Genomic DNA, 19,752 nt, shown 5'->3' with positions numbered 1-19,752 from the left:
TGAGGAAATACTAAAAGTAAACAAGGATATCCTGACTTAGTAGTTCATTATGAAGATAAAGATATGCTTATTGAACTAGAACGAACACGCAAATCAAAAGAAAAATTTAAATTGAAATTAAATAACTTACGCAGTTATTTACTACAAAACATTCACATACTTTGATTAGTTCCAAATGAAATCATGAAAAAATTTATTAATGAACAAATCAAAGCATATAACTGAAAAACAGAACAACATCACATTGAAATATTTAATGGCAGTTAATTGTCAAAAAAATATTTTTACTTCATTAATTAATTCATTTATATTCATTTATGGTATGCCATAGACCACAGTCAAAGTATGCCATAATTATTTATTTGTTATTTTATTAATGTTATAATAAACTTAATTATTTTTAAATAAAATTTAGGGGGAAATTATGAATAAAGAAAATAAATATAATGGAGTAATAATTTATTATGCAAATGAGTTAGCTAGAAATTATAGCAAGTTTTCATTAGAAGAACAAAAAGCTTTGCATTTAATCTTTTCTCATATTAAACCATTCGAAAAAAATCCAACGACCTTTAAAATTGAAAAAAAATCTTTTTTTGAAAAATTAAATATTGTTGGTATTGATAAATATAAAAGATATGAAAAAATTATCGTAAATCTAATTGATAAAACCTTTACAGAAATTTTTAAAAAAGAAACAAATTCCAAACTAATAGGTCGTGTTATTTCTGATGCTGAATGATTTTATAAAGAAAATTATTTTGAAATAAGTATTTCAAATAAATTCATGCCCTATATAGAACAACTCGTAAATCACTATACAAAATTAAATTTAGATAGTATTGTTTTGTTTAAATCAAAGTATGCCTTAACATTATATAAATGACTTTGTTCTTGAAATGATGAAAATAAAAAAATCAATCAAAGATATATAACAACCAAAGATTTAAAAGAATTACTAGGATTGTCAAAAGAAGCATATATGCAAGGAATTAAATTTAATCGTTCTCATTTTGAAAGAAGAATAATTAATCCTGTTATTTTAGAAATAAATAAAAAAACTAATTTTAATTTAAATGTCAAAAAGAAAAAGAATGGTGCAAAAGTTGAAAATTATGAATTTATTTGAAATCAAAAAGAAAAATAAGGAGAACCAATAAAAATGAAAAAAATATTAAGTATGATAGGAGCAATAACTTTATTAGGAACAACAAGCATACCAAACGTCAATACAAGTATAAACAACAATTTAAATCAAAATATTGTCTTAAAAAAAGAAGAACAAAATATTACTAATAAATGTAAATTAATTAATTTATTAATTAACTTTAATCAACCTGATTATTTTGGAAATAAATATAATGGATTTGTTTATAAACAAGAACAAAAAATAGACATAAATGATAATTTTATTAGTTTAGCAAAAATTGATAATAAAGAAATTAGTATACCTAATTTTAAATTCCAATTAAATGAAGGAGAACATGAAATTGCACTACTTTTAAAACCAGAATTAAATAATTTTTATGATTTATTTAATGCTGATAAAAATGGATTTGTTTATTATAAATTTTCAATTAAAAAAAATATGGATAATAATGTAAATTCATATAAATTAAATCAATCAATAAATAATATTAAAAATTTTTGAATAGATAAAGAAAATAATATTTTTATTTATTCAAATGATAAATTATTTAAAGTTTTTGTTGGTAGCAAAATTGCTTTAGATATTATTGGATATAGTGGAATTTTATCTAATAATTTAAAATTTGATAGTGAAAATAATACTTATTTTGTTGCTAATAATAAAATTTACAAAATTAATAATAATAGCATAAATGCTGTTGAAATTACTATAAATGGATATTCAAAGGAGACAAAAGATTTATTTATTGATAGTGAAAATAATATATATTTAATTATTAATAATAATTATGGATATTGAAAAAATATATACAAAGTGAATCATGGAACCACACAAGCAATTAAAATAAATATTATTGGACTTAGTACAAGTGATATATTCAAGATTAATTTTGATAATAAAAATAATTTATACATTATTTCAAATAAGTTATTTAAGGTAAATGCGGGCACTACAAATGCTATTGAAATAACAGGATATAATGGTTTAATAGAAAATATTAGTTTAGATACAAATGATAATTTATATTTTATTACAGATAAGCTTTATAAAGTTACTATTGGAACAAATGTTGCAAAAAAAAACAATATTACAAATTTATCTAGTGGTATATATGACTTGTTAGTAGATAAAGAAAATAATATTTTTATTTTTAGTGTAAATGGTTTTTTTAAAATTAATCATGATACAAATAATGCAATTGAAATAACTGGATTAATGCCAAAAAAACCAATTAATAATGTTTGCATAGATAATAAAGGTAATATTTTTTTAAATCAAGATGATGAATTTTATGCGATTGTTGTTGGGAAAATACAAGCAATTAAAATGAATTTTAGTTTTAATACAGTTCAAGTTGAAAAAAGTTCAATTTTAAAAATTATAATAATAGTTACAATTTTATTAGGTATAGGCGGGGTTGGTTTTGGTTCTTATAAAAAATATAATGTAATCAAAATATGATTTAAAATTAGATAAACAAACACAAATGCTTCTAGACAATATTGATGGTACTTAAATTCAAAACATCGCTAAAAACACTAAATATGAGCGATTTAAAGGCATATACCTAAAAAGGAGTAATTGTTCATGACAAAAGAAGAAGCAGACCAAATAGCAGAATTATTTAAATGTGATGAATGTACACCAACTTTTAGAATTTCTGATGATTTAGAAAAAATGATTTTCCAACCATGTGACAAACATAAAGATATTGCTAATCTAAATTATTTTAAAAAAATGAATATACATTAAGGAGTTTTTAATGACTGAAAAACAAAAAGCATACTATGCATCATATTATGAAGCAAATAAAGAAAAAATTCGTGCAATAAACAAAAAATATAAAGAAGCAAATAAAGAAAAATTAGCAGAAAGACAAAAAAAAATTATCAACTAAATAAACAAAAAATTGAAGAACAAAAAAGAAAATATATAGAATCTCATAAAGAAAAAATAGCAGAAAGACAAAAAAATATTATGAAGCAAATAAAGAAAAAATATTAAAATATCAAAAAGAACAAAGAAAAAATCCAGAAATTAGAAAAAGAAATAATATCTATAAAAAAGAATATATGCAGAATTATAGAAAACTAAATTCTAAAAGAATTAATGAAAAAAGACGTGCATATTATCAATTAAATAAAGAAAAAATAAAGGCTTTTCTCCCTTTATGTACTATTTTTAAATTTTATCACATAAATGCTGAGAAAAGCCTATCTACGGACTTCTCCCCACATTTTTAAATCAAACATAGCATTACAATTTCAAAACTAGGTATCTTATTGAATTTATATGCAGCTTCTTTTGCATATAAATGAACATGATGTTTTGCAACTTTGATATGTGTTTTAAATGTTCTTCTTATATGTTTTCAAACTGATTCAATTTGGTTGGTATTTACACCAGTTTTTGAAACATAGCTATCTTGATGATTGACTGTTTCATGCTTAGTGAAAACCGATTTAAAATCGCAATATCCTTTTCAAAAATCAGTATGTACATGACACTTTGAAGAAATGTGGTTTCTGCAAACTGCAAAGATTTTACTTTTTGCATTTTTCAATACTTTCACAATTAATTTATTGGTTGTTTTTTCATAAATACCAACAATCAAGGTTTTATTCACCAAGGATCTTCCTTGTTTTTTAAAACCCATATGTGAAAGATACATTTCATCCATTTGCACTATGCCTCAACAATAAATTGTGATTCTTGTTTGGCAATACAAGTTCTGATTTTATGACCCATTCTTCAAGCAGTTTTCAAAGTTACCCCAATTCTTTTGCAACATCAGTTGATGGAATTCCATGTTTGGTGTTTATTCATCTAAAGATGAGATAAAACCAAGATTTCAAAGGTATTTGTGACTTGTAAAAAATGGTGCCATGAAGAATACTAAATGTTTGATGACATTTCAAACATCTTATTCTTCTTAAATCAGAAGTATTCAAATTTGTTCAATAACACCTGATACATTTATTTTCCTTCAAACTTACTATATATTTCAAACAATCTTGTTCTGTTTGAAAAGTATTGTTGAACTCATTCAATTTCATTGTTTCCTCCACAAGTACATGTGGGGAGAAGTCCGTAGATAGGCTTTTCTCAGCATTTATGTGATAAAATTTAAAAATAGTACATAAAGGGAGAAAAGCCTTTAACAATCAATGAAGCTATAAATGATGTAAATCAATATGTTATGTTTTATAATTATGAAAGAATACATTCTAAATTTCTAAAACCACCAATTTTACAAATTAAAATTTAGAAAAAAAGTATGAAAGTGGTCCAGTAATTAGGGCCAACCACCGCAGAAAATAGAAATTATTGTCAAAAATAAAGCTAAATATAAAATTCGCACAATGTGTCGTTTTTTAAAATATCTAAATCAACATATTATTTTAATTTAAAGAAAAAGAAAATAAAATCAAAAATAATATTTATGATGAAGCTGTTATTAGTGCTTTTAAAGAAAATAAAGAAGTTTATGGTACTAGAAGATTAAAAAATTCTAGAAAACCAAGAAATTTATTTATCGCGCAGAAAAATTAAAAAATTATGAATGAACATAATTTAATATCAAAATATACTAAATTATCATTCAAAAATCATAATAACAAAGTTAACGATAGTCAAATAACTAATCTTGTTAATAGAAAATTTAAGAATAGGATTAAAATGAAGTTATTGTTAGTGATTTAACTTATGTACAAGTTAATGGTAGGTGAAACTATATTTGCCTATTAATAGACCTATTTAACCGCGAAATTATCGGACATAGTGTTGGAGTTAAAAAAGATGCATCATTAGTACATCAAGCATTTATGCAATCAAATCGCTGTTTAAAAGATATTCAAATATTTCATAGTGATCGCGGTAATGAATTTAACAATAAAATTATTGATAAACTTTTACTAGCATTCAACATTAACCGTTCTTTAAGTAAAAAAGGTTGTCCTTATGATAATGCTGTTGCTGAAGCAACTTTTAAAACTTTTAAAACCGAATTTATTAATGATAAAAATTTTACATCATTAATCCAATTAAAATTAGAATTATTTGATTACATCAATTGATATAACAATATAAGAATTCACAGCACTTTAAACTACTTAACTCCAGTTAAATATCAACAACAAATGTCTACCAAAAAATAGTCCTAAAAAGTGTTGCCATTCCACACAATGTCATTTTTTCTTTTTGAAAATTGATTTAAGTTTTTTAAACATTTGACTTTATCTCATTTTCTTTTTCAATTATTGCTGATTTAATAGTTTGTTTATAGATAGATTTTGGTTGAAATTTTGGTGAGTAATGTTCATTCATTTGTAAAGTCTGACCAGTTTTAGGATTTCTAACAGTTCTTGCATTCTTTTTAACAATCATGAATTTTCCAAGATTTGAAATATCAACAAATTCACCAATTGAATTTTTAGCAATAATTATTTCTGAAAGTTTATCAATGCAGTTTTCAACATCTTTTTGATTCAAATTAATTTCATTACTTATTGCTTTTACTAATTCTTTTTTATTCATACTATCCCTCCAAAAATTTTAATTTTTAATATTTTTATCTTATTCTTCTTCTTTTTTAAGAATTTCGCGGTTAGGATTTTGTTCGGCTATTATTTGTTTATAAATTGTATCACGATATTTTACACAACCATCAATAACATTATCTAAAGGGTTTTGAGCAATACGTACTTCAAAGATATCTCCTTCATATTTTTGACGAATTAGTTTTGTATTTGATTTATTAGATTTAACTTCAATGAAATATTCTTTAGATAATTCTTCTTTAATGAATTCATCTATTTTTTTAATGTAAGCTCCACCCCCGCAAATTGTAATACCTTTACCTGTCTTCTTTAAATCACTAACACTACCAGCAGCTTTTTCTCCAACAGTTCTTAAGACTGTGCGAATGGACGGAATAACATGTTCTCTAAATTCAACTTTCATAACATTTTCGCGAATTTCTTCGGGTGTAATTTCAATAGTTTTAGAAATTGACATTGTTTCTCCCGGTTGAGAGTCCAATCTAGGTAATGAAATTCCCGAAATAGTATACGGTTTTTCATTTTGATATTTCATAAGTGAGCCAATATTTTTAAGAACATCTTCAGCTTCTTTTGTTCCGATTCTTATAGCATGTTTTTTAGCAATATAGTCTTTAATTTTTTGTGTTAAAAAATCTCCAGCACAATGTGTTGTATATGAATATAAAATTGAATCATTATTAATGACAGCAATATCAGTACTTCCTCCTCCAATATCAATACACATAATTGCTGTTCCAAAAATATCTTGTCCTGAACCTAAAGCTGCCATTTTAACTTCTTCTTGTACAAAACCACGAAGTGCTCCTAATTGATGAACAATATTTTCTAGAGCTTCTCTTTGTATGGTATTGATTTCACTTGGTGTAGCCATTAACACAATTAAATCACGATTTTTATCTATTTTTTCAAGTTCTTTAGAATTTTTTATAATATTATTATCAATTTGTTTTGAATTTTTAATTTCAAGTCTAAAATCTTGAAAAATTTTAGCAAGGATACGTTGTAAAGCATCTGGATCAGCAATATTACCATCACGGACTGGACGTTTAATAATAACGTTTTCATTGCTTTTATCCATCAATGCTTTTGCTTCTTCACCATAAATAATTATATTTTTTTCATAATCTTCGGCTAAATATGTTGGTGCATCATATCTAAGACCAGTATTAATATATCTAGCTTTAAAATTTTCAGTTCCAATATCTAAAGCTAATCACTGATAATCATTTATAGATTTAAGCTTATTACTTTTCTTAATTTCTTTTATTTTTTTAAACATTTTTTTCTCCTTTCTTAAAAAAATTTTAAATACTAGTTTTTTCTTATTATAATTTTACAATATTTACGAAATAAGTTCTTTGTATACTTTTTTAATAATGAATTTTATTATATAAAAATATTTAACAAATAAATCTATCCATGATTACGAGTTTTTAATTTAGAATTTTTGAATAACTCAATCTTATTTTTAAGTTGTTCAATTTCTTTCTCTAGTTTTTGAATTTTTGTTTCTAATTTTATTTTTTGGTTTAAATTAATTTCATATCCAAGATTTTCTTTAATTTCCATTTCTTGAATTTTAGTAAATAAAGTACTACTTTTATCTAATTGTATGGGATTATTAAATTTATCTTTTCAAATATTACCAATTTCATTAAATTTAATTGTTTTGTAATAAATTGGTCTTATATATTGAATTTGATTATTAATTTTTATTTTAAAATAATCATGACTACTAGGTTCAGTAGTCATTAACTGAACTTTTACATGACTAGGATAAGACTTAATAACAATTGCTGGACGATACTTTTGCTTACCAGTTTGGTTATCAATATCATTAGAAATTTTCACACGAATTCCCATTCCTTTTTGTAATTTTCATCATTTAAATTGCATATTATTCCACTTTCAAATTTGACATTTTTATAAAATGATTATATAATTAATTTGTTTAGTACAGATAATGCTGTGCAAGGGGGAGTAAGCCCTCGAGTTCCCAACCCTAGCTGTTGGGTTTTTTTATATAATTTTAATAACTTTAAATGTTTCATATTTCTTAAATTTAAATAGGTGTTAATAAATTCATTAATTCAGTTTCTGTTAAATTAGTAATCAATTGTGTATCATTATTACCATCAAATACTGAATTAATAATGTCTAATTTTTGATTTTGAATATTAATGATTTTTTCTTCAATTGTTCCTTTAGTAATTAATTTTATTACTTGAACAACCTTTTTCTGTCCAATACGATGAGCACGGTCTGTTGCTTGATTTTCAATAGAAGGATTTCATCAAGGATCAAAATGAATAACAACATCTGCTGATGTTAAATTTAAACCAACTCCACCAGCTTTTAAAGAAATTAAAAAAACACTAATATTAGTATTGTTATTAAATTCTTCCACCAATAATACTCGTGATTTAGAATCCGTTTTACCGTCTAAATATAAATAATTAATTTTTAATTTTTTTAAAATTGGTATTATTTGTTTTAATATTTTAGTAAATTGAGAAAAAATTAAAATTTTATGTTTAAAAGAAATAAGTTCTTCTAAAATATCATGTAAGATATTAAGTTTAGCGCTTTCTTGTTCATAATTGTTATCAACAATGCTAGGATCACAGCAAATTTGTCGCAAGCGCATTAATGCAGTCAAAAACTGAATTTTGTTTTTATTAAAATTTTTATTATTAATAGAATCTTCTAATTCCTTGCGTGCTGCCATAGCATAAGCCGCATAGATTTTTTTTTGACGAGAAGTCATTTCAACAATAACTTTATTTTCTATTTTGTTAGGTAATTCAGTAATAACTTCATTTTTTAAACGACGTAAAATAAATGGTTTTGTTTTTTTAATTAATTGTGTTAATAATACTTTATCTTGTTTACGAGTGATAGGTATTTCATATTGTTTTTGAAATTTATGGTGTGAAAGCAATAACCCTGGTAGTACAAAATCAAAAATTGATCATAATTCGGTTAAGTTATTTTCAATGGGTGTTCCAGTTAAAGCAAATTTAATTGTAGAATTAATACCTTTTGTTACTTTAGCATTTAATGAAGTGGGGTTTTTAATATGTTGCGCTTCATCAATAAAACAATGTGAAAATGATAAACTCTCATATTCAATAAAATCACGACGTAATAACGGATATGATGTAATTAATATTTGGTAATTTTTATAATTTTTTAAAATTTCTTTACGTATTTGTTTAGTTCCATCAACAATAATTTTTTTTAATTGTGGGGCAAACTTTTTAAATTCATTTTTTCAATTATAAATAATCGAAGCAGGAGCGATAATGAGGATTGGCTCCATATGTGAATTTAACTCATATTCTTTAACAATATAACTAATGGTTTGTAAAGTTTTCCCAAGACCCATTTCATCAGCTAAAATACCACCAAAACCAAATAATGCTAATGTTTTTAATCATTTATGTCCTTTAATTTGATAATCACGAAGAACAGTATTTAATGAAGATGAAACAGTAATATTATTATCATTAAAATTTGTAATTTTTGTAATTAACTCAGTAAAGTATAAACTCTTATTAATAGATACATCTTTAAAATTAGAAAGTTCTTCATTCAAAAAAGGAGCATGATATTTCGGAATTAAAAATTTACCAGTTGCAAAATTTTCTAATGGTATGTCAAATTTATCTGATAATTTAACGAAGTTTATTAATGTTTTATTTTGTAAATCAACAATATTACCATTTTCTAAACGGTGATATTTTTTTTCATTTTTTATTGAAATAAAAAATGATTTAAGTTCATCTTGTGTAATATTTTCTAAACTAAAATTAAATTCTAAAAGTTGTTGATTTTCATTAATACTAATATTTGAACTATTAATTTTTGTTTTTATTAATCGCACATTTTGAAAATTTTCAGTATAATAAATAATTGATTGCTGTTCTATTACAGATAAAAGGTTAGATACCAATTTAATAATTGATTCTAAATCATTTAATACCAATTTATCACCAATTTTTTCAAAAGGTAGTGTAGAAAAAAGATATAAATAATTTTTCTCTTTTATGTAATCGCGAAGAACAATTTTATTTGGATTACTACTACTATCATTAATATCAAAAATAATATCATCATATTTGAAAACAGATTTTAAAATAACATATTCTCCATCAAAATCAAAATAACTTTCAATAATTAGTTTAGTATTAATAATATTATTAGTGATTATTGGATCAATAACAATATTATTATGTTTTAATAACGGTGAAATTATATATTGTATAACGTCTTGTTTATCATTTTCATCAAATATTATTTGATTTTGAGAATTCATAGTTTGTAAAATTTTACAATTATTTTTTTGATTATTTGTTAAAAATAAAACTTTTTTATTTTCTAAAATACTTTGTAATTTTGAGGTTAAAAATAAAGGTTTTTCTTTTTGATTACTAATAATTATCTGGTTATTAACTAAACTAATATTTAATTTTGATTCATAGTTTTCTTCAGTAATTAAAATGTCATTATATATTGTTCCTAAATATATTAAGTCTATTGTTTCGCCTTTTATTTTTTTTAAAAGGCGTTCTAATTGAACTGGTAATAACCTAAATTTACTATTATTATCCTCAAAATTATAAAAATTAATAATGTTCCCATTAGGTAATTTCATATTAAATATTTCAAATTCATCATATAAAAAATTAACAATTTTTTGTAAATTAATAGATAATTTTTGTTCTTGTTTATTCAATGAAAAGCCATATTTTTTAAAAAATGTTTTTTGTTCAAAAATAGTAGGGCTAATATCAGTAATCAATTTAATAAATTCAAAAATATTTTTAACTTCAAATAATTGATTAATACCAACTTTAAGTTGTAATTTTGCTAATGACATATTTTCAATAATAATTCTAATATTACATTTTACTATAGGAATCATTGAATTTTCGTTTTGTTTTTCTTGGTTTTTAAAAAAAGAAATTAAATTTTTGTGTTTATTTTCTAAACCTGATCAAATTAAAAATTGATTTGATGATTTATGATAACAATAAATTAACGAAGCAATGATGTGTTTACAAGTTGCATTATTAATTTGAAAATACATGCAGTCACAATATTTGTTAGTAAAATTAATATCACCATTATAAAAGTCAAAATATAAATTTACTTCATATTCTTCCTCACTTTGTGAAGATAATACTTCACATTCAATTATTAATGATTGATTTTTAGCATTATTATTTATCTTTTTGTTTATTAGTTTAATACTGTTATTTTTATACATAATTAAACCACGATTAAAAATAGAGTTTGAAACTTGTTCTTTAATAAATTCAAGATTAAATTTTGACATTATGTTTTCCTTAAATTAATATTTTTTCAATTATTTTTTAAAATTTTGTTACTACATTATCAAATAATTTTTGAGAACACTTTCCACTACAATATATAAATTTATATATTGTAGTTTTAATTGCTACTTAACTATCTTATTGAAATGAAGATACATTATTATTTTATATAATTTCTTTAATAAGTTCTTCATAAGCTTGTTTTTGACGTCAATAGTATTGACTATCTCAAATACTACTTAAATCATTTTCGGTTTTAATAAATGTATCAGAATGCTTAATATTGGTATTTACTAAATAATTGCTATATTTTTTTTCTTTTAGTCAATCTAATATATTAGATGTATTTTCATTATCCTTTATATTATTAAAAACTAATTTAATTACAGGCATATCTCTTTTATCAATATTAGTAATATAATTCAAAGTATTTTGTAAATCAACTATACCTTTATAACTACCTATACCACTATTTATTGGAATTAATATTAAATCACTAATTAATAAATAATTTAAACTTAATTCATCTACTGTTGGCGGATAATCAATTAACACATAATCATAATTATCAAAAATATTTTTATTAATTTTATATATTAAGTCCCCAATTAAATATTTTTCTTTTTCTTCATATAAATCTTTTATTAAAAAAATTGATTTTCTAACATTTTCACTAGAAGCAATAATATCTATATTTTTATACTTAGATTTTTGAATAATTTTATCAATACTTATATCTTCAACAGAAGCAATGATTTTTGCCATTGTCTTTTTAATGTCTGTATTATCTTGTTGTAATTCTAATGTTATAGTACCTTGACTATCTAAATCAATAACCAAAACTTTTTTATTTTCTAAGGCAAGTTTATATGCAATGTTTTTGCAAAGGGTAGTTTTTCCAACTCCACCTTTTTTGTTACAAAAACTAATCATTTTCATTTTTTTTGTTTCCTTTCCCATAACGTTCTCTAAGAATTTCATTCATTAGAGTGGTACATAGTCACTTTTTTTCTTTAGCTTCTTTTCTAAAAGCTTCAACAAGTTTTTTTTCACAATACATATTAGGTATCATATCTGTTGTAAATCTTTTATCTTTTACTTTTGAATTTTCTTTTGAAAAAGCTGCAGTATTTTCTACACGTTCCAATATTTTATTTTTTATACCATTTTTGGTTTCAATTGGCATTCTTTTCACTCCTTTATATACTGATTATATATTATTTTATATATTTTATTTGTAAAATATATTTTACAATAATAAATATAACTTTATTTTATATTTGTAAAATATGTAAAATTAATAAAATATATTTTATAATTAAATTTTTAATATATTAAAAATTATTCTGTGATTAAAATATCATATTTTAATCATTATCAATATTTTTCAAAATATTTTGTAGTTGTTTATCAGTTAAAATTGTTTTTTCAATTATTTTACTTTTTGGTTTTGAACCACTTTCAGTAAAATCATTTGCTGTTAATTTTTATTTATCTACATATACTTTATATTCTTTTTTAGTTGGTACTTTTTCAAGTTCAGGATTTTGAGCATTAAATTTTTCTAAATCCAAATTCGTATTTAAAATAATTTTGCTATATTTTCGTCCAACTTTTATCAATTCATAAGTAAAAATAATATCAGTATTTTCTAAGTCTTTTTTCACTGGTTCTAAAATTCTTGTTTTTAACATATTTATCTGTTTAAAATAACTACTTTTTAAACTTAAATTTAAAATTTTTGACAATTTTTCAAAATCTCATTCATGAACATAAATTGGTGTTTTTTTGTTTTAGCATTCATATATAAATAACTACGTAAATATTCATATAAACGCATTGAATATTTAGTAGTAACTTCTTTTGTATAAGGCAAAAAAATATTTATATAATCTCTTTTTAAATCAATACAATGTTTTTTAAAAATATTTGTATTAGGTTCTACATATATTATGCCATTATGATAGCCACCAGAATTAAACAAATTAATTAAATCATATTTATTATTTGCTTCATCTAAAAACTCAAATTTTAAACTTGTTAATTCATCTATTTCTTTTTTTAAAACAGTAGTTTCTTTTTCTTTATAAATTATAGAATTATATAAAGCATTTTGATTTATAGAAAAATATTTACAAAAATCAGAAGCAAAAAAATGTATTTTATTTTTATTACCTTTTATATCATTTAAATTTTGTTCTTGTACAGTTTTTATTAAAAAGTTAAATAATCTTTGAGTCATAATTCCAGCACTTTGATTAGTAACTGCACGAACAATAACATTGTCAATATCGAGTGAAAATTTCCCAAAAATATTTATCAAAAAAGTAAATTATTTTGGAAAGTTAAACTGTCAAATAAAAACAAATTTCAAATAACTTCTAAAAAATTTAGTTCCAAATTTTTATTTGAGGACTTTTTCTATTTTTTTTAAAAAAAGATGTCAATATCGAGTGAAAATTTCCCAAAAATATTTATCAAAAAATTAAATTATTTTGGAAAGTTACACTGTTAAATAAACACAAATTCCAAATAACCTTTAAAATTTTAATTCCTGTTTTTAATATAGGAATTTTTTTTGTATAATTTAATTAAACTTAATATAAGTTTTTAACTCATTGCTTTAATTTCAAAGTAAATGAGTTTTTATTTTGAAAGGATGAAAAATGAATAAAATTTACAAGAAGAATATGAATGAATTAATAAAGAATTGATAAAAATAATCATTGATAAAAATCAATTTACTCAGAAATTATTAGTAATAGAGTTAATTTAGCCAAACTACTATTGTTGATATTAATGAAAATTTAAAAAAACAAAAGATTAGCAAATTTAAAAATTAGTTATTTAATATTAAAAATATTTACTTTTGGAAAAATTGATAAAAATAAAATAATTAAAGAAAAAATGATTTTTTTATAAAAATATCAAAAGAACTTTTTGGAAATATTAAAAAAGTAAAAGAATTATATATAAGAAAATCAAATAGTGAAATAAATATAGATGTTAATAAAATTAATAATGCAACTTTAAATAATTTATTAATAAATCCGAATAAATCAAACTTACCACAAATGTAAAAACGATAGATTGCAATTACAATTTCTTTTGAGGCTTTTATGTAATCTGTGTATCTTTGTTTTGCAAAGTACTAGTTTAGATTAATTCTTTCTTCAAATTTTATCATAAAATGAGCAATTGCTGTATTTCAATTTTGAATGGGCATTGTTCATTTTTTTGTTATATTTTCAATTGCTAAATAAAATATTTTAAAAACTGCCATATCATTAGGAAAAACTTTTTTATTTCTGATAACTTTTCGTAATTGACTATTTACAGATTCAATAGCATTTGTTGTATAAATCACTCTTTTAATTTCTGCAGGATAACTAATAAAAACCATTAAATTATCTCAATTTTATATCAAGATTTAGCAATTTGAGGATATTGTTTATTTCACTTATTTTCAAAGGATTCTAAAGCCTGCATTGCTTGTTCTTCACTACATGCAGTATAAATTGGTTTTAAATCTGCAACTAGAGATTTTCTATGCTTATATGAGACATATTTCAAACTATTTCTAATTTGATGAACTATGCATAATTGATGTTCTGTTTTAAGATAAACTGATTGTATTGCTTCTGACATGCCTGTTAAATTATCACTGCGGCAATAAGAATATCATTTAAGCCACGATTTTCATTTCTGTTAAATTGCTAATCAAAATTTAGCACCTTCATTTTCTACTAATTCATAAACCTAAAACATCTTTTTACCTTCTAAATCAACTCCTAAAAGCTATATAAACTGATTTATTAAAATCCTTTTATCTTGTCGTACTTTCACTACTATGCAATCAAAATAAACAATCGGATAGACACTTTCTAATGGTCGATTTTGCCATGCTTTTACATCATCAATAACATCATCAGTAATTTGACTAATAACACTTTCACTAATATCTGCACCATGATATAACTCTTGTAATTGCATTCTAATATCTGATAAAGTCATTCCTTTTGCATATAATGAAGAACTTGTTGATCAAAACCATCAAATCTTCTTTGTCTTTTTGCAACTATTACAGGATTAAAATTACTATTGCGATCTCGTGGTACATCAATCTCAATTTTACCTTGTTGGGTTATTAATTTTTTTGAACTTATACCATTACGAGCATTGTCACTATTACTATGTTGATTCTTATCATATCCTAAATAATTTTGCATCTCAGAATTCAACATTTTTTCTACTAATCTTTTTGTTAATTCTTTATATAATCCTCCCTCTTTAAAAACTGTTGTTAAATCTTCAGTATTTTCTAATAATAAATCTACTGCTTTGATATTGGATCATTATTATTAATATTTTGCTTTTTAGCCATCTATAACTCACTCTTTCTAGGTTTATTATAGAACTAATTAAACATAGTTATTTTTGTAAGTTACACAGATTACTAAACATTACCTTTCTTTTATATTTAAAATCAATTTTAGGTCACCAAATTTGCTCATATACAAATGATTTAAAAATTTATATGGTTTAGTATTCACAAAATGTAAATCTTATATAACTTTAATTAGGAATTATTAATATCCATATCTTCAAGGATGATTTTTATTGGGTATATAAACTTTTTTAGTTTTTATTAAATTTTCTTTGATAATTGGTTTTAAAGCTATTTCTTTTAGTTCATACATTTGATTATTGTAACTAAGATATAAGTCATTAATAAATGATTTAAGTACAATTACATCAGTTCTAGGTTGTATATATTGAACTTTGTTATTTTTATAAGGAAAATATTTTTTACTATAATATGTTATAGTTGAACCACTATCTGTTTTTCTTTTAGAAAATCTTGAAAGATAAATATTTATTTCTTCTTGTGTAGGAGCTTTAATCATAGCAGATTTATTATCATCAATAGGAAAAGCAAACTGTTTATTAAAAAAGTTTATGTACGTTTTAAGAAATTGATTAGCTTCTTCTAAAGTTTTAATTTTATTAAGTCTTAGTTCGCTAATTAATCGACTTTGAAGTGTTCCAAATAAGCGTTCAATTCGACCTTTAGCTTGTGGAATTGAAGTTCTAATTATTTCAACACCCAAATCATTACAGCATTTTTGAAATTGAGTATAAGTGTCATTTTCTGTGTTTATTTTACCCGCATCGATTTTTTTCTTATATCCAAAAACTGTTCTGTTATCAGTATAAAATGCTTTTGGTATGCCATATTTAGTTAAAATTTGATAAAAGACATTATAATAACCATCTAATGTTTCTTGATGATCAAATCATAGCCCGACAATATTGCTTGTAGCATCATCAATTGCAGCATGTAAAAATGCTTTTGGTTTATCATTACCAAATCAATGATGATTACTTGCATCCATTTGAATTAATTCACCAAAATTTGTTCTACGATTTCTTGTTGGATGTAAGTTATTTTTCTTATTTTTATGTTTTTTTGGTGAAGTGAGTTTTTCTTTAATTAATATAGTATAAAGTGTGCTATATGAAATTTTAATTTTTTCTTCATTAATTAATTTCTCATGGAAATGTTGAAAATTAAAATTATAATATTTGGTTTTATACAAGTTTATAATTTCATTTTTAATTTTAATATTTGTTGCTTTATTAGAAATTTTATTACGTGATTTATGAATAAAACCAATTTTACCTTCTCTATTAAAAATTTGAATTAATTGATTAATTCTTCTAATAGTTAAGTTAAGTTTACTTTTAGCTTGATGCTTAGATAATTTTTTAATAGTAATGTCGTTTATAATCTTATATTTATATTTTTCTTTCATAGTCATGCTTCTTTCCATATTTATCACCAAGTATATTTAACTTCACTTTTGGGAAATTTTTACTCGATAACTAATAGGAAATTATCACTAAATAATGACATTTTGTCATCCATTTTTAACTCATTTTTACATTTTTGGTGAGTTTGGTTTATATCCACTTGTTGAAGGTTGATTTTGTAAATCTGTTGAATTTATTTTTTGTTTATCAACTCTTCAATTTTTTTCTAAAAGCATGTTTTTGATTGTATCAGAAGAATAAATTCAAGGTTTTTGTTTTCCACCAGAATAAATGCCCATTCTTGTTTGTTCATCTGTTTTATAACGAATAATTTGATTTTGTTTTATAATAGTTTCATCTTTTAAAATTTTTAATACATTAACTACATCGTTAATATCTGTATAATCTTTTGTATAAATCATAATGGCATAACTATTTGATTTATTTTTATTATTTGTAGAAACTTTTGAATGTCAAAGTTTACCATTTTGAATATTTTTTTTAATTTTATTTCAAATATTATTTACTTCTTTGTCATTAGGAAACAACATTCATTTTCCAACTTTTTTTGGATTTATTTCTATATTTTCATATTTATTATTATTTGCTCATAATCAATCATAATTTTGACTTTCTTTGTCAGTTGGTAATAATTTACTATCATTTGTTATTTCATTTTTATGAATATCATATTCATAAATGTTTTTCATATTAACACCTCTTTTAAACTTATTTACATTAAAATTAAATCAAATAAGTAATATATAAAAACTATATTTAGTTTATGCTTATTTTTTAACAAATTTTATAAATTAAACAATCTTTTTTAAAAAATAAAAAAAGTTCGCAAATAAAAATTTGGAACTAAAGTTTTAAAGGTTATTTGGAATTTTTGCATTTATTTTTATTTAAATTACAAAAGAAAACATAAAATTGTTAAGTAAACTGCACAATTGTGCAGTTTTGAAGTATTTATTATATTTACATTTTTTGTGATTTACTACTAGAATTTTGACTTTTACTTGTTGAAGCTTCACTGTTTACTTTTGATTTGTCTTTTTCAAATCCAAGAGCATTAGCAACTCTTTCTCGTCTTTCGCGTTCGTTTTTTTCTCCTCAAGCTTTATTTATTCGTTCAGCATCTTTGTTAAATTTATCTTTGTCTGCTTGACTTCATTCATTACATGATCTTCACATATTTATATTCTCCTTTATTATTTTTGAATATTTTTTTCTACCCTTAAAATATTCAATAAAAGTATATATTTTTAAAACGAAAAATGTTTAATAAATAATAAAAAATCACTATTTTTTAAAAATAGTGATTAAAAATCTATTGCTTAATTATGTTGTTAATAAACATTTCACTTTATTTCAATTTTTAATTGAACTTGTTGAAGGTTGTGAGTCTTGATGATTTACTGTATTTTTTATAGATGAATCAAAATTTTGATTATTTTCTGATTCAATACTTGAATTTTCTATAATACTATTTGAATTATGATTTATTGTTTCATCATTTATTAGTTTTTTTGGATTTTTATCTTTTACAATATCTAATTCTTGTTTTAGGATATCATATTGTGTTTGTAATTTTGTTTCTGACTTTTCATTTTCTAAATTTTTGATTATTGCTTCACGCTCTTTTTTGTTTTTTTCTTTTGCTTCTTCATTTTTACATATTTTGTTAGAAATTCATGATTCAACTTTTTTAGTTATAGGTGAAAATAATGATGAAAATATTTTCCCTCCAATACCGGTTGTGGCTAAAAATGCACTAATTGCAATTTTATCAATTAATACTAATGTTACAGCTGGTCAAACAAAAGGTAAAAAAGCACATATTATTGGAATAATAGCCAATGTTGTAAAAACAGTTCATATTATTCATTGCTTATTTGAAGGTTTTATTTTTTTATTTTTTTGCTGTTTTAGAAAATCTTTAATTGGCACAAATTGAAAATTATTAGTATTATGATTTTGTTGATTAATTAAAGAAATATCTTTATTATATTCATTAATGTTTTTGTAGTTTTTGATTTGATTAATAACTTGTATATCACCATTAGAATCTTCTTGAAAAAAAATTATGTTTTCAGTTATAGATTGGTTAATATGTACAAGAGTTGTTATGAAAAATACTTTATCTTCTATTGGTAAAATTTCTTCGTGAATTTTTTCAATTCCTGTATTTTTTCTTTGTTTTTCATCATAAGTTGTTATGGCATTATATGAATATTTTTTTAAATTGATATTACTTTTTTCTTCAGTAGTTTCGGTTTGTGTTCATATTTCCTTAGTTAATATTTGATACGGTGATATTTTTTTTGTATCAATATTGTCTAGAGCATCATAAAATATTTCGTTTTCTGATAAATCATCATTAACTGGTTGATGATTAGCATAATTTTTTTCGATCAATTTAAATGTTGAACCACCATGTCTTCTTTTTTCTTTTAAAATAGTGTTTGATTGATTTTTGATATCTTCTATCGATTTATTTTCTGATAGAAAATTATATGTTTTAGATTTTGTTTTATCTGTCATTTTAATGTCTCCTTTTAAACACTAAAACCCATTTACTTTTAAAATAAAGTAATGGGTTAAAACTTATATGTTGGATAACAACTATATGTTATCAAATTTTGTATATTTTACAATTAGTTAAGTTTTAACCAAAATTTAGTTATGAAATATCAATATTTTTGAATATTTCTATATGGTGTTGTTCTATTTTTCAATTGTATGCTTTGATTTGTTCATCAACAAATTTTTTCATACTTTCGTTTGGCACTAATCAAAGTATATGAATGTTTTGTAGTAAATAACTGCGTAAGTTATTTAATTTCAGTTTGAATTTATCTTTTGATTTTCGTGTTCTTTCAAA

Annotated in this window: 21 protein-coding genes and 1 pseudogene; 6 read left to right on the top strand and 16 right to left on the bottom strand. The window is 22.4% G+C overall.

All coding sequences use genetic code 4. The features are described from left to right. The 5 genes from M0D11_RS02005 to M0D11_RS06735 form a co-directional block, all read left to right on the top strand. A partial coding sequence (locus M0D11_RS02005) for a hypothetical protein (protein ID WP_252319566.1) occupies positions 1-267 on the top strand: 267 nt, incomplete at its 5' end. 157 nt (positions 268-424) lie between these two features. Then, entirely contained in the window at positions 425-1,147 is a 723-nt protein-coding gene (locus tag M0D11_RS02000; protein ID WP_252319558.1) for a replication initiation protein, read from the top strand. A gap of 15 nt (positions 1,148-1,162) precedes the next feature. Next, on the top strand, positions 1,163-2,626 hold the full coding sequence (locus M0D11_RS01995; RefSeq protein ID WP_252319556.1) for an NHL repeat-containing protein: 1,464 nt from the start codon (positions 1,163-1,165) through the stop codon (positions 2,624-2,626). Positions 2,627-2,737: 111 nt separating this feature from the next. Continuing rightward, positions 2,738-2,902: a hypothetical protein gene (locus tag M0D11_RS01990; protein WP_252319554.1), complete on the top strand. Its 165-nt coding sequence runs from the start codon at positions 2,738-2,740 to the stop codon at positions 2,900-2,902. 10 nt (positions 2,903-2,912) lie between these two features. After that, a complete protein-coding gene (locus tag M0D11_RS06735) occupies positions 2,913-3,047 on the top strand; it encodes a hypothetical protein (RefSeq protein ID WP_256468357.1) in 135 nt (44 codons plus the stop codon). Between the two features lie 342 nt (positions 3,048-3,389). Here M0D11_RS06735 and M0D11_RS01985 read toward each other — a convergent pair whose 3' ends face one another. Next, complete coding sequence (locus tag M0D11_RS01985; RefSeq protein ID WP_252319568.1) at positions 3,390-3,830, bottom strand: transposase; 441 nt, start codon at positions 3,828-3,830, stop codon at positions 3,390-3,392. An 88-nt stretch (positions 3,831-3,918) separates the two neighbouring features. Next, the gene (locus tag M0D11_RS01980) at positions 3,919-4,101 is read right to left on the bottom strand and encodes a hypothetical protein (RefSeq protein WP_252319552.1); all 183 of its coding nucleotides are present in this window, start codon (positions 4,099-4,101) and stop codon (positions 3,919-3,921) included. 735 nt (positions 4,102-4,836) lie between these two features. Here M0D11_RS01980 and M0D11_RS01975 point away from each other — a divergent pair. After that, the gene (locus M0D11_RS01975) at positions 4,837-5,307 is read left to right on the top strand and encodes an IS3 family transposase (RefSeq protein ID WP_308699599.1); all 471 of its coding nucleotides are present in this window, start codon (positions 4,837-4,839) and stop codon (positions 5,305-5,307) included. 64 nt (positions 5,308-5,371) lie between these two features. On the opposite strand, the gene M0D11_RS01970 is transcribed toward M0D11_RS01975, so the two are convergent. From M0D11_RS01970 to M0D11_RS01895, 14 genes and pseudogenes are all read right to left on the bottom strand, one after another. Continuing rightward, complete coding sequence (locus M0D11_RS01970) at positions 5,372-5,686, bottom strand: HU family DNA-binding protein (protein WP_252319548.1); 315 nt, start codon at positions 5,684-5,686, stop codon at positions 5,372-5,374. A 39-nt stretch (positions 5,687-5,725) separates the two neighbouring features. Continuing rightward, positions 5,726-6,991, bottom strand: coding sequence for a rod shape-determining protein (locus M0D11_RS01965; RefSeq protein WP_252319546.1), 1,266 nt, complete (start codon positions 6,989-6,991; stop codon positions 5,726-5,728). Positions 6,992-7,125: 134 nt separating this feature from the next. Further along, positions 7,126-7,608 carry a hypothetical protein gene (locus M0D11_RS01960; protein WP_252319544.1) on the bottom strand — a complete coding sequence of 161 codons (483 nt, stop codon included), beginning with the start codon at positions 7,606-7,608 and terminating at the stop codon, positions 7,126-7,128. Between the two features lie 166 nt (positions 7,609-7,774). Continuing rightward, on the bottom strand, positions 7,775-11,053 hold the full coding sequence (locus M0D11_RS07160; RefSeq protein WP_252319542.1) for a DEAD/DEAH box helicase: 3,279 nt from the start codon (positions 11,051-11,053) through the stop codon (positions 7,775-7,777). Between the two features lie 163 nt (positions 11,054-11,216). Then, positions 11,217-11,990: a ParA family protein gene (locus M0D11_RS01950; protein ID WP_252319540.1), complete on the bottom strand. Its 774-nt coding sequence runs from the start codon at positions 11,988-11,990 to the stop codon at positions 11,217-11,219. Beyond that, a complete protein-coding gene (locus tag M0D11_RS01945) occupies positions 11,977-12,237 on the bottom strand; it encodes a hypothetical protein (RefSeq protein ID WP_252319538.1) in 261 nt (86 codons plus the stop codon). The genes M0D11_RS01950 and M0D11_RS01945 overlap by 14 nt, the downstream gene beginning before the upstream one ends. A 301-nt stretch (positions 12,238-12,538) precedes the next feature. Further along, on the bottom strand, positions 12,539-12,799 hold the full coding sequence (locus M0D11_RS01940) for a replication initiation protein (RefSeq protein WP_252319535.1): 261 nt from the start codon (positions 12,797-12,799) through the stop codon (positions 12,539-12,541). Further along, positions 12,784-13,374, bottom strand: a complete 591-nt coding sequence (locus M0D11_RS01935) for a replication initiation protein (RefSeq protein WP_252319533.1) — start codon at positions 13,372-13,374, stop codon at positions 12,784-12,786. Before M0D11_RS01935 ends, M0D11_RS01940 begins: the two co-directional genes overlap by 16 nt. Positions 13,375-14,202: 828 nt before the next feature. Next, positions 14,203-15,435, bottom strand: a pseudogene (locus tag M0D11_RS07535) (IS256 family transposase). A 205-nt stretch (positions 15,436-15,640) separates the two neighbouring features. Beyond that, on the bottom strand, positions 15,641-16,885 hold the full coding sequence (locus M0D11_RS01915; protein WP_252319521.1) for an ISNCY family transposase: 1,245 nt from the start codon (positions 16,883-16,885) through the stop codon (positions 15,641-15,643). A gap of 108 nt (positions 16,886-16,993) precedes the next feature. After that, positions 16,994-17,575: a putative phosphothreonine lyase domain-containing protein gene (locus M0D11_RS01910; protein ID WP_252319519.1), complete on the bottom strand. Its 582-nt coding sequence runs from the start codon at positions 17,573-17,575 to the stop codon at positions 16,994-16,996. Positions 17,576-17,846: 271 nt separating this feature from the next. Continuing rightward, a complete protein-coding gene (locus M0D11_RS01905) occupies positions 17,847-18,062 on the bottom strand; it encodes a hypothetical protein (RefSeq protein ID WP_252319517.1) in 216 nt (71 codons plus the stop codon). Between the two features lie 147 nt (positions 18,063-18,209). Next, positions 18,210-19,412, bottom strand: a complete 1,203-nt coding sequence (locus M0D11_RS01900; RefSeq protein WP_252319515.1) for a hypothetical protein — start codon at positions 19,410-19,412, stop codon at positions 18,210-18,212. 139 nt (positions 19,413-19,551) lie between these two features. Further along, a partial coding sequence (locus tag M0D11_RS01895) for a hypothetical protein (protein ID WP_252319513.1) occupies positions 19,552-19,752 on the bottom strand: 201 nt, incomplete at its 5' end.

Source organism: Spiroplasma endosymbiont of Lariophagus distinguendus, from assembly GCF_023846195.1.
Classification (GTDB): Bacteria; Bacillota_I; Bacilli_A; order Mycoplasmatales; family VBWQ01; genus Spiroplasma_E.
Note: the sequence above shows the minus strand (reverse complement) of the source record. Positions and strands in the feature narration are given on the sequence as shown.